This is a genomic window from Dyadobacter ginsengisoli DSM 21015 (genome assembly GCF_059568735.1).
The window spans coordinates 650,558-662,640 of the sequence record NZ_JCANTY010000003.1; the positions used below are offsets into that span (position 1 = coordinate 650,558).

At 50.9% G+C, this 12,083-nt stretch carries 7 protein-coding genes; all 7 read right to left on the reverse strand.

Translation table 11 applies throughout. From position 1 onward, the window contains the following. Positions 1 to 9: 9 nt before the first annotated feature. Positions 10 to 1,908, reverse strand: coding sequence for a RagB/SusD family nutrient uptake outer membrane protein (locus tag BP71_RS13380; RefSeq protein ID WP_496379942.1), 1,899 nt, complete (start codon positions 1,906 to 1,908; stop codon positions 10 to 12). Between the two features lie 8 nt (positions 1,909 to 1,916). Beyond that, positions 1,917 to 5,417: a TonB-dependent receptor gene (locus BP71_RS13385; RefSeq protein WP_496379944.1), complete on the reverse strand. Its 3,501-nt coding sequence runs from the start codon at positions 5,415 to 5,417 to the stop codon at positions 1,917 to 1,919. Positions 5,418 to 5,439: 22 nt separating this feature from the next. Beyond that, positions 5,440 to 6,525: a FecR family protein gene (locus tag BP71_RS13390; RefSeq protein WP_496379945.1), complete on the reverse strand. Its 1,086-nt coding sequence runs from the start codon at positions 6,523 to 6,525 to the stop codon at positions 5,440 to 5,442. A gap of 87 nt (positions 6,526 to 6,612) precedes the next feature. Then, positions 6,613 to 7,212 (reverse strand): RNA polymerase sigma factor, encoded by a 600-nt coding sequence (locus tag BP71_RS13395; protein WP_496379948.1) that lies wholly within the window; start codon positions 7,210 to 7,212, stop codon positions 6,613 to 6,615. 118 nt (positions 7,213 to 7,330) lie between these two features. Then, positions 7,331 to 8,572 (reverse strand): DUF6786 family protein, encoded by a 1,242-nt coding sequence (locus tag BP71_RS13400; RefSeq protein ID WP_496379950.1) that lies wholly within the window; start codon positions 8,570 to 8,572, stop codon positions 7,331 to 7,333. 4 nt (positions 8,573 to 8,576) lie between these two features. Continuing rightward, a complete protein-coding gene (gene rhaT, locus BP71_RS13405) occupies positions 8,577 to 9,659 on the reverse strand; it encodes an L-rhamnose/proton symporter RhaT (protein WP_496379952.1) in 1,083 nt (360 codons plus the stop codon). An 84-nt stretch (positions 9,660 to 9,743) separates the two neighbouring features. Then, positions 9,744 to 11,996: an FG-GAP-like repeat-containing protein gene (locus BP71_RS13410; RefSeq protein WP_496379954.1), complete on the reverse strand. Its 2,253-nt coding sequence runs from the start codon at positions 11,994 to 11,996 to the stop codon at positions 9,744 to 9,746. Positions 11,997 to 12,083: the final 87 nt, after the last annotated feature.

Genomic DNA, 12,083 nt, shown 5'->3' on the forward strand with positions numbered 1-12,083 from the left:
AGTATGTTTTTACCAACCTTTGTTCTGCCAATCGGCACCGGTAATGGAGCGGAGCCGATTAGCCTCATTCAACGGAATGGGCACCCACAGGAATTTGTTCGTGTAATTTTTCCGCTCGGTCCCCCGCACGGTTCTGCGGGCGTATGAGAAGGAGCCGTCGGCATTCCGGGTAATTTCCATGGCCGTGACCCATCGGTCAGTCGGAGTGAGATCGTCCGTCGGTTTCGACCAGCGTCGCAGGTCGAAATAGCGGTTTTCCTCCATCGCCAGCTCCACACGGCGTTCGGCCCGGATGCGCTTGATGAGGTCGGTTTTGGATAAGGACGCAGGCAATGCAGGCATACCGGCACGTGTGCGGATCTCATTCACTGCCTTCACGGCATCTGCCGGTTGCCCCGCCTCCGCAGCCGCCTCGGCCAAGTTCAGGATCACTTCACCCAGTCTGAAAAGTTTCCAGTTGGCACCGGCGATCGGGTTGTCCCCACCCGAGTTGGGATGCAGAAATTTCCGCTCATAATAACCCGTGCGGGTCGCTTTACGCGTACTCGGGTGAATGCCTGTCTGTGGCTCGTTCTTGTAAGTCGCGATGATACGCGTGCGGTTGCCGATCGGCGCGGGATAGTTTTCGAACGACTCCGGAGATTCCGCAAAATTCCACATCGCCCTGCGTTTGGAGCCATTGTAATAAATGGATGCATAAAAACGCGGATCTCGGTTGGCATAAGGGTTTTTCGGATCGTAGGTTTTGTTGGCCGCATTGTAGTTCGGCTGCAGGTGCTGCTCGTCCAGGTACGGTTTATCGAGGTCGAGCACAGGCTGGCCGTCTTTGGTTTCATAGGCATCCACCAGCTCCTGCGTCGGACACGTACCTGATTTATAACCATCCTGTGAACCAATGCCATCGATATTCCAGATGTTACCCTGGTTTTCCCGGCTTTGGTAAATCGTTTCGCGGTCTACTGGATTAGGCGCGTACTTCATGGTCTGGGTGAAATACTCATTGTACAGCGCGGTCTTCTCATTTTTGTCCGAGCCCAGGAATGCGACTTCGGACAGGTAGGTCTGCGGCAGGTTCACTCTGTTATAAAGCTCATAGCCATTCGCCCGCAGGTTTTCGAGGGAAGTTTTATTGACCTGATATGCTTCCTGCCAATGATCCTGTCCTGCATTGTTCAACGGACTCGCTGCGAACAGGATCATTTTAGACTTGATCGCTTCTGCCAGCGCCTTATTGACCCGGCCTCCTTCGCTGTCGGTGGTGATACGCCAGGGTAGCTCAGCTGTTTTCAATGCCACGTCGCAATCCTCCATGATGAATTTGACCACTTCGTAGTAGCTGGCTTTGGTCACTTTTGAAAAGTCCTGCTGAAAATCATACGGCTCTCGTTCAATGGGCAGCACTGCGCCGAACCATTTGAGCAGCTCGGAATAATAATAAGCCCGAAGCAAATGTGCTTCTGCCTTCCAGCGAGCGCGGTCCGAGGGGTTTCGTACCGTCGCCTGATCAATGCGGCTGATAAACAGGGTACAGTTCCGGATCGCACTCCAGTAGCGCGCCCAGTAGTCACCATTGCCTCCCTCGGCACTGATGTTGGTGACCGGGTGGTTGCCGGCAGATGCATCCCCATTGTACATCCGCCCCGACATGATCCATGATTCTGCCTCGGCATCGGTATCCCACGATTCGTCACTCCAGTTCACCGGCCCCCGGCTCCAGAAGAAATACCGCGTCCCTTTTACCGGAATATTGGCATAACAGCTGTTCAGAAATGCACCGGTTTTGTCATTGTCGGCGAAAATTTCGTCCATGGTCAGCTTCCCGTCCGGTGCCATATCGAGTACGTCCTTGCAGGAAGTAACCGCAAAAGCGGACAGGATCAATGCATATAGTAAATTTTTCAGTTTCATAGTCGCCATTAGAAAGTGATGTTCAAACCGAAATTGGCCATTTTGGTTACCGGGTAGCCCAGCGAACTGTCGTTTTCAGGATCGAGGTGCCCCATTTTGAGATGGTCCCAGGTGAAGTAATTCTGGGCGCTTACGTACACGCGCATTTTGCTGACACCCACGGCTTTCAATGATCCCGCCGGCAATGTGTATCCCAATACCAGGTTTTTCAATCGCGTGAATGACCGGTTCATGACGAAAAAATCATTGGCGGTGTGGTTGGTATTGCTGTGGGTGCTGAGCGCCGGATAAGTGATTTTTTCGCCATTAGCATAGCGTTCAGGTGTCCAGGCTGTTTTGTGGTAATCGAAATAGGTGCCACGGATAATGTATTCGTAAACCCCCTGATGTCCATAATTGCTGGTGTATTTACCCACTCCCTGAAAAAAGGTGGTCAGATCAAACCCTTTGTATTCGAATGTCAGCGACAGACCATAAATCACGCGCGGGATGTTCGAGTAGCCGATCGGGGCCTGGTCTTTATCATTGACGACGCCGTCCTTGTTCAAATCGATATATCTGAAATCGCCCACACGCGGTTCTCCAAAACCATAGGTGGTGTTTTTGAGGTAACCGTCGAGCTCTTCCTTGGAATTGAAATAGCCATTCCCATTGCTGTAATCGATTTTGTAGCCCCACGACTGATTCAATGAAAAGCCCGTCGAACGGTTGCGGTAAGCGTAGGATTCATCCCGCGCCGACTCATCGAGGAACTTCACGGTGTTGTGGTTATAGCCGTAATTTCCCGAAACGATGACGCGAAAATCCTTCGAAAATGCCTTGTTATAGGTTAGTTCGAGCTCATACCCTTTATTGTCCACCAGTCCCATATTGACTTTCGGAATGTTGCCCAGCGGCACACCCTGGAATTCTGGGACAGTTCCGCGCGAAATGAGAATATTGCTGCGGCGCTCCTTGAAGACATCCAGTGTCAGGTTCAGATCTCTCAGAATCTGCAAGTCCAGGCCATAATTCTGCTTTTTGGCAATTTCCCAGGTGATATTCGGGTTCCCGAGCAAACCCTGGTTGATCGTCTGTCCCAAACCCAAGCTGCCCAGCGGTCCACCCCCTCCTATGGTGATATTGCTTTGGTACAAAAACCGGGCACTCCCCATTTTGTCATTCCCTACCTTGCCATAGGAAGCCCGCAATTTCAGATTGGTGATGTAGCGGTTGTTTTTCAGAAAGTTTTCATTAGTGATGATCCAGCCTGCGGAGAATGCGGGAAAAAAGCCGTAACGATGCCCCGGTGCAAATTGTTCGGAACCGTTATAACCCATATTGACTTCGGCCAGATAGCGCTCATCGTATCCGTAAGTGGCGCGGGCAGCCACCCCCAGCACATTAAACGGGATTTCTCCGCCGGTCGACTCCCAGGTGTCGCGCTGGCCGAGGATCATTCCGGTGATATCGTGCTTCCCACCAAACAAACGCTGGTAGTTAAGCGAACCCTGCATATTGATATTATAACGGGAATCAGCGCCTTTACTGAGTGAAAGCAGTGCCTCGTCCGAACGTTTGATCGCGTAACTGAGCTCATCTTTCACCGGATCTACCTCAGCCAGGTACAGCCTTTCCGACTTTTTACCCTGCATGGCGGTGGTGGACCGGGAATCGTAAGAAAGCATTCCCTTGATGCTCAAACCTTTTGTAATGGTGTTTCCCAAATCCCATTCCATGCCGAACGATGCATTCAGATTGGAACGGACTTCGTTCCGGTAACCCATCCGGTTCATGATCTCGAATGCGGAGCGATCCATATAACCCGGATCGACGATCTGTCCCGGTGCAACACCAAAACCCTCAATCGTGGTAGGCCCGGGCGTGATAGGCAGGATGGTCTGTGCCTGGTAAATAAGATCGCTCATCATCCAGCCGGTGTCACTGTTGCCATAGAGCCAGGCCGCAGGCATATTCACCTGCTCGATATAGCTACCTATATTGAGAAAGGACTTCAGGGAGTTGGTAACCTTATAATCGAGGTTCGCACGGAAGCTGTAACGGTCCATTTTGGCAGAAGGATCGTAACCCAGCACCGATTTCGGTTGCGTATTGAGGTTCCCACCTTGATGCAGATAACCTCCATTGACAAAATAAGAAACCTTGTCGGTACCGCCGTTTACATTCATGTTCACGCGCGTTTGCGGGGAGTAGCGTGAGATATATTCGCGGTAATAGTCGTGATCCGGATAAATGTATTTCCTCACCATCGCTTTGCGGGCATAATCCGGGTCATTCGGATCCAGGCCAGCCAGCGGGTTGGCATACTTGGCCATGAGTTCTTCGGAAAATGGTAATGGCGTGATACCGTCGTTTTTGGAAGCCTCATTGCGCAAAGCCATGTATTCCAGCGAATGCAGGCGTTCCGGCTCGCGGGTAAATGACGAGAAGCTCTGTTCCGCGTTGATGGTGAGTTCATTTTTACCGGCCGTTCCTCGCTTGGTCGTGATCAGGATCACCCCATTGGCACCTCTTACCCCAAACACAGCCGTTGCAGAAGCATCTTTCAGAATGGAAATGGTGGCTACCTCATTGGCGTCGAGCGTGCGGATGTTGTCCCGCGGTACACCGTCGATCAGGATCAGCGGGCTGCGGCCGTTGGTGGTGGCAGCGCCGCGCAGGTACATCGTCGCATCATCGCGTCCCGGCTGGCCCCCACCCGATTGAATGGAGGTCAGGCCCGGTAAGCGCCCCGACAAAGAGTTGGCTAAGCTTGCTGATGAACTCTGCTGTAATACTTCCGATGTGACGGACGCCACGGCGCCTGTCACGGATACCTTTTTCTGCTGGCCGAAACCCACGACCACTACTTCTTCCAAAGCTTTTTCATCGACTTTCAGTGTAATGTCCAGGCTGGTTGCATTGCCGATCCGGATTTCCTGACTGATATACCCTACAAAACTGAATATCACTATACCATTCTCCTCGGGCACCGAAAGCTGGTAGTTGCCCTCTATATTCGTGGATGTGCCCAGTGTCGTACCTTTAACGACCACGCTCGCGCCGGGAATGGGTTCTCCTTTTTCATCAATGACCTTTCCGGTGATTTCACGGTCTGTTCCACCCGGAACTGCCTTTTCGGCAGGTTCTGTTTTCAATGAGGCCTTTTTCTCAGCCATTTTCCGCAGCAGGATCGTCTTCTTCGAAACTTTGTACTCAATACCGAGTGGCCCCAGCAGCGTTTCAAGCACCACGTCGAGTCGCTGGTTCTGGCTTTCGAGTGTTACCTTGCGATCGGCATGGATCACTTCGGCGCTGTAAATGAAACGGATCTTGGTCTGGCTTTCGATTTTCTCGAGCACTTTATCCATTTCCATTTCATTAACGGATATAGATATACGCTGACTCAAAATTTCCTGTGCGCGCAGGTCTTTTGCGAGTGAAAGCTGCACACAGAGCATCCAGAGCATGCACGGGACAATGCTGATTTTCATGATCCGTCCGATGATCGTCATGTAATTTTTTCCCATATGTAAAAAGGTTTAATAAAAGCTATTCACAGCCTTGCGACGTGATTGCGATCACGTTCTCATGCGTTTCGTACCGCGCATTCACGACTGCACAAATCAGGTCCAGCTTTTCGCTGACGGGCTCGTCGCCCAGTCGTGCGGTGAGCGTACAATGTGCAATGGCTTTCTGATCAAATTGTATATCGATCCCATACGTGTCTTCGAGGATTGTAAAGACTTCGCTCAAAGGTGTCCGCCTGAATTCGAACGCCCGGCTCTCCGCCGGAATGTTCAGCAACACGGGCCGCTGAACGGTTTTCGTTACCATGCTCCGGCTTTTGCGGTTGAAGGTAACCTGCTCATTCGGTTTGAGAAGCAGCTTAGGAGCAACATTTGGCTTCGGCTTATCGGCATCCTCGCTGGCCGATACTTCTACAAGTCCAGTCTTCACCACGAGTTCGACTTCCTCATCTCCTTCATTGGCCTTGATGCTGAAACTAGTCCCTTTCACCCTGGTCACCATGTTTCCGGCGAACACAAAGAATGGCTGCTCGGGGTTCTTGACCACCTCAAAAAATGCCTCGCCGCTCATGGTCACCTCCCTCTTATCTTTTTCAAAAACAGCCGGATAACTAACACGGGCATTCTTTTTAAGCACGATGGAACTGCCGTCGGGGAGGTTCACCAGGCGGATCGTATTTCCGCTATTGATTACTTCCAGTATTTCAGGCTTTTCAAAATCCGTCATATCAGCTACCAGCGTTTGCAGTTTTTTCAGGCTTTGCTCCTGCCGCATTAAACTGAATGCTACGCCAAGCACCAAAATCAACATCGCAGCCATTTTGAGCCAATTGCTGCGCCACCATGGCAACGGCCGGATCGCAGGCTCATCCGGGATCGCATTCAGTATCTGGCTTACCCGCGCCTTTACTTCGGTTTCAGAAAGCACCTCCTGTTGTCCACGGACCGCCAGAAGAATTTCCCTCGCCTGCTCCATTGCGCCGAGCTGTCCGGGATGTTCCTGCCTGAAACGCTGCCAGAATTCGTCCCGTTCTCCTCGGTAAACCCAGCGCTGGAAAGGCAGATCTTCCACCCAGTCGTGAACCCGGAAGTCGCTATAATTATTCATGGATTTTATTTCACTATTTGCTTTAATACGATGAGTATGCCGTCAGCAAATAGTACCCATGAGCATGAATATTTTTTTCAGATTTTTTTAATACCAGACCACATCCGAAAACAATGTCATGAAAATCGCGGCGTGTTGCCAGTATTCGCGCAGTTTTGCAATTCCGTATTGCAGGTAATTGGCGACGGCTTGGCGCTGTAAACCCATCACGGTTGCGATTTCCTCGTAGGAAAGGTTTTCGTAATATTTGAGGTAGAGAGCTTCTTTCTGGCGTTTGGGGAGGGCGTCGATGGCTTGCTTTAACCGGTGACTCGTGAGCTGGTCTGTTTCCTGAATGATCCAATCCGTTTCAGGGGACAGGTCGTCTTCGACATCGTCGTCTCGAATGTCTGAGAAAAAGGATTGCTTCCGGACACGTCGGATAAGGTTGTTTCTGAGGGATTGAAACAGATAGGGTTTGATGGTATCAATGTGTGACAATGAATGCCTCCTTTCCCAGATTTCCAGAAAAAGGTCTTGCAGGCAATCCTTAATCAGGTCGCGGTCGCTGGTAAAGCGGGTTCCGTAGTGATAGAGGGCGGCGTAGTTGCGCTCCGTAATTTCCCCGAAGGCGTTTTTATCTCCCGCACAAAACTGCTGCCAGCGTGTGATCAGATAGGTTTCTGATAAACTTTCTGAATTTTTCACAGGGATCAGGAATAGTCAGCGATCTGTATTCACTCTCCGATACATCCAATAAAATCTTGCGATCGGTATGTAAATATCTGTGCTGCTCACCCCTAAACTATCCTGCCCTATCATGCTTTTATTTAAAAATTTCTCCGATTTGGTCAATATTCACTCCCAGCACCCTCAGGGCAATGGTATTCAAGGCGGCTTTATCTCCTTCGAAATGATAGGTGCGTTGGCGATGCGTAATGGATTCGCCCTGTTTTAATGCTTTCACTGATGAATTCGATTCCAGCTCATAGAAGGGCCCCATTTGCGTTCCGTCGGTCAGTTTACCGTCGTTGTAGGCGTTCAGTGCGTCGCCGTTGTACGGATCCTTGTGGATTTCCCAGGTGGATTTCATGTATTGCCCCTGCGGGTCTAAATCGTATTGGATGATCGTCAGAATGTTTTTTTCGGCATCATAGCTGCCGGCCACATTACGTGCCGAGCGCGGTGCAAGGCCAATCTTGCTCCGGTGCTTGCCATCGGCTTTGAGGAAAAGCGTCGAGTCTTTCACAACCAGCCTGTCGGCAGGGATTTTCCCAAAGTAGTCATCGGTGATCAGTGGTCTTTCGGACAATGCTTTGGTAAAGGGCGCAATAATGGTCGTGTGGTCCGATGGCCGGAACATGCCCAGCAGCCAGATACCCAGCATGCCGGTTTCAGGTTTCCATTCTTCGTCTTCGTTGGTAACGGAATTCACCGACTGGTAAGCTACTGCCTTCACACCGTCCAGCGAATGTAAATCCAGCAATGCAGTGATGTTTTCCTTACTCAGCATCGAAATCTTCCGGTCGATCCCGATCACGAACATCTTGCCGGAATAGTTCTCGATCATCGCATTCATCTGAAACTTCACCGAATTGGCATCTGATTCCACGACCTTGTATGAAACCGTATCGATTAGTGCCGGCGTCTGCCAGTTTGCGAAATCGAACGTATGGCCTTTTTTGAAATACACCGAAAACTGCCCGCCTTCGGGAGAAAGCCAAAACCGCTCCTCTCCTCCGTACCCATTCATATGGGGTTGATACTGTCCGCTTTCGATGAGTTTATAGTTGATCCAGCCATAGCTATTGCCGCTGTCGCCGGTGGCTGTGCTGGTCATTACCCTGCCTTGAAAGGCAGGGTTGATGAGGGCCTTTGCGTCGGTATTGTCCGGGGCGGTCAGGACGATGGTTTCTTTATATTTTGTCAAAAATGCAAGATCGTAGCCGAATGTACCGGCAGCCTGCGTCTGTTTTGTTTCCAATGCTTTCTGATCGCTTTTGTTGTTTAACTGGCAGCCCACGGCTGCGACCAGCATCGCCAACATGACCGGATAATGCCTTTTCATGAACCTATTCTTTGAGATAGTTACCATAACCGACGATCAAAACCGACAGCACGATGACCAGGATCCCGGTGATAATGGACGTGATGGTCTTTCTACTTACTCCTTTCCACTCTTTGAGGACTAGTCCCCAGGAGTTGGCGACCAAAATAATGAATGCCATGTGCAAGATCCAGGAGCTCGGCCCATTTCCTAACTTGCTCTCTCCCATTCCGTAAAAGAAGAATTGCAAAAACCAGGTAGTGCCCGCCAATGCGGAAAAAATGTAGTTCGAAAGAAGCGGCGTGGAAGAATCGGTGTAGTTACCGAAAGTTTTATTGCGGGCATTGAGCAGCATACACCAGATGAAATTGGTGGTGAGACCGCCCCAGAGGATCACCACGTAGGTGACATTGTTTTGGAATAAGAACTCCCCTTCTCCCGGATTCGCGGCTTTCCAGATCTCGTTCGCTTCCTGCGCCATGATTTTTCCCGCGTCGATACCGAATGCAAAACAGGCACTAAGGACACCGGAAATGATGGAGACTGTTAAGCCAAGGCCGATTTTGAACTCGGTATTATCTGCTGCCACGTGGCCTGTTTTCCGCAAATCGGCGTCTTTCATCGCCCCAGCCTTGCCGCAAATAATGATCCCGATCACACAAACGAGCAATCCGAGGAGCACCATCTGCCCCCAACTATTGGTAAAAAGCGCGGAAATCGTGTCTTTCCCGGGTTGCGGATTGAATTCGTAATAAATCGAGGGAATCAGCGCGCCGAAAACCGAACAAAGTCCGAGGATAATGGAGCTCCCGAGCGCAACGCCCAGGTAACGTACACCCAGCCCGTACGTGAGGCCGCCTATGCCCCAGAGCACTCCAAAAAAGTAGGTCAGAAAAAGGATGCCGCCATGGGTATGGGCGATGATTTCGGTATACCCCGGAATGGTCAGGTAAGCGGCGAGCGGCGGCACAATGAGCCAGGAGAAAAGCCCGCCGACGATCCAGTAAGACTCCCAGGCCCAGCCTTTGACCTGCTTGTAGGGAATGTAAAAACTGCCGGAGGCGAAGCCACCGATAAAATGGAAGATAACACCCAGAAGAGCTTGCATGAATATTTTTTGGATTTTATCATGTAAGGGCATTCGTCCGGGTATCTACTGCAAGGTCTGGCAAGTCTTGCTGACTTACCGGACCTAGTTCCCCACCACTACCTTTCGGACTATCCGGCTGTTACCGGCCGTCAATTCAACCAGGTACAGACCGGCAGGCCACTGTGCAGTTGATATCTCCTGTACCTCGTTGGCACGAATCCTGCGGTTCCGGAGCATTTTGATACCACCCGCCGTCAGCACATCGAAGGCACCTGCTTTGGAAGAATATATCTTAAAAAAATCAATCGAGGGATTAGGGAAGACTTTTACTTCGCCTGCATTACCCGGCTCGTTTCCGGTGATCGTAACCGGAAGGATATTGCTCAACAGCCGCACGCCACCCGCATTGGTACCAATGGCGACGTCGGGCTTTTTATCTCCGTTCCAATCGGCGATGGCGATGGACAGGTAATTGCCAAAATTGGTATCCGCCGCTTTCCCGTTAATGCTCACCAGTGTTCCTTTCCGCTCCGTCCATTTTCCCCAATCGGCATTGCTGAAAACACGAATGTTTCCGGTATGATCGACGGTAGCCAGGTCGGGTTTGCCGTCAAGATCGAAATCGGTTACGGCGACCTGAGAGAAGCGTCCCGCGAAGTTGATCCCTACGCCAGCGAATGCATCCGTTTCCAGTTTGAAAGTGTACTGCTTGTTGGTTCCGATGTTGGAATAATAATAAATATTGCCCTGGGTTTTACCTGCGAGCAGGTCCAAATCGCCATCGCCATCCGCATCATAAAAGAAAGGAGAATCACCGGTTTGAAGCTCTCCCGGCATGGCAATGGCCACCGCGTCGGCGATGTTGAACTGCGCTACTCCGCCTGTGGTGCCTTTATTGGGAATGTAACGGTATTCGAGTTTGAGGTTAGCCGATGACGTTGCCGCGAAACCGAGATCGATGATCCCATCGCCGTTGAAATCGGCCCATTGCGGTTTGATATTGTAGACCGACAACCTGGAAACCAGGTCGAGGTAATCCTGTGACTCGACGACAAAGTCAGGTGTGTTGGCGGTTCCATTGTTCCTCAACAGCCAGAAACTGCCTTTGTAGCCACCTGTCACCGGCATTCCTCCGGTACCGATGAGCATATCCAGGTCACCATCGCCATCGATGTCAAAAAACGAAGGCACGGCATTCTCTCCGACGTCGATCATCTGGTCCTGCAGAAAGTTCTTTCTTACCAGTTTGAAAACCGGCTTATCACTGGTGCCACTGTTTTGATAATACCAGCCCGAAGATTTGAAATCGGTAAGATTGATATCGTTGGCGGGAATACTCGGAGCGATCAGCAAATCTTTGGCACCATCGAAATCAACATCCTCGTAGAATGCCGCCGGGAAAATGTGCAGGGAAACCGGGTCCGCCGCCGGATAAGTATTGGTAAAACCCGTGAAATCAGCGATGATACCTTTGGCCGAATTGGTCAGGAATGAAATGTGCTCATTACTCACGTGACCGGCCAGCAGGTCCTTGGTACCGTCGCCATTCAGATCATGCAGCAGAATCGAATTTCCCGCATGCATGATACGCCCGCCCGAGGGGTCCGACACGACGCCGCAGTTGACACCCACGACAAAGTCCTCCGCATCGCCTTTATGAAAATTGCCCCAGCAATCACCATTGCGCTGGAATACCGGGCTCGCCGAGGTTCCCAGACTGTCGGGGACGCCGAATTTCTCCATGCTCAAGTTCTGGTGCAGTTCAATGTAAGTCCCTGAAAAATCGAATGTCAGCAGATCCAGGTCCCCATCGTCGTCCACGTCGGTAATGCCCGGAATATCGGTACCGGATACCTGTAAATTGATATTTCCTGAAAAACCTTTGGTATACAAGGCATCACGCATCAGCTTGAACGACCAGGTGTTGCCGGCCTTCACCTGCCGGTACAGTGTAATACCCAGCGAGGTGCTGGTGAAAAGATCTTTAAGGCCATCACCATTGTAATCGGCGAGGATCATCCAGTTATCGGCTTTGGGAAAAAGGGATTCGTAATAGGGCGTGTGGATGAACGTCTTTTTCCCGGTTTGTACCGGATGCGGGCCGGCCAGAAACGTGGTGACCTTGCTGTTGGTACGGTCATAAACGACCAGATCCTCATCTGCATCGTTATTCAAATGCATTTTCAGGTATTGCGGGGCATTGAGGCCGCCCGCCCATGGATTCGTCATTTTACCGCCATTGGCCGACACCTTTGTAAGCGTGTCCATTTTGAACCAGGCTTGCTGGGCCAGCAACGCAGGCAGGTTTGAGAAGTAGATCAGGCAGAGGATAAAGGAGGTAAATTTGGTTCGCATCGTTGAGGAATATTCTATTAGTTTTGCAGGTTTCAAGGCGTGTTTGTCCTAAACCTAACGAAATAAGCCCGCATTACTTTATAACGA

What these genes read in the sequence shown, in the direction of transcription:
- BP71_RS13400 (WP_496379950.1), bottom strand. Translation starts at nt 8,572, where the DNA reads ATGAAAAGGCATTATCCGGTCATGTTGGCGATGCTGGTCGCAGCCGTG.
- BP71_RS13380 (WP_496379942.1), bottom strand. Translation starts at nt 1,908, where the DNA reads ATGAAACTGAAAAATTTACTATATGCATTGATCCTGTCCGCTTTTGCG.
- BP71_RS13385 (WP_496379944.1), bottom strand. Translation starts at nt 5,417, where the DNA reads ATGGGAAAAAATTACATGACGATCATCGGACGGATCATGAAAATCAGC.
- BP71_RS13390 (WP_496379945.1), bottom strand. Translation starts at nt 6,525, where the DNA reads ATGAATAATTATAGCGACTTCCGGGTTCACGACTGGGTGGAAGATCTG.
- rhaT (WP_496379952.1), bottom strand. Translation starts at nt 9,659, where the DNA reads ATGCAAGCTCTTCTGGGTGTTATCTTCCATTTTATCGGTGGCTTCGCC.
- BP71_RS13410 (WP_496379954.1), bottom strand. Translation starts at nt 11,996, where the DNA reads ATGCGAACCAAATTTACCTCCTTTATCCTCTGCCTGATCTACTTCTCA.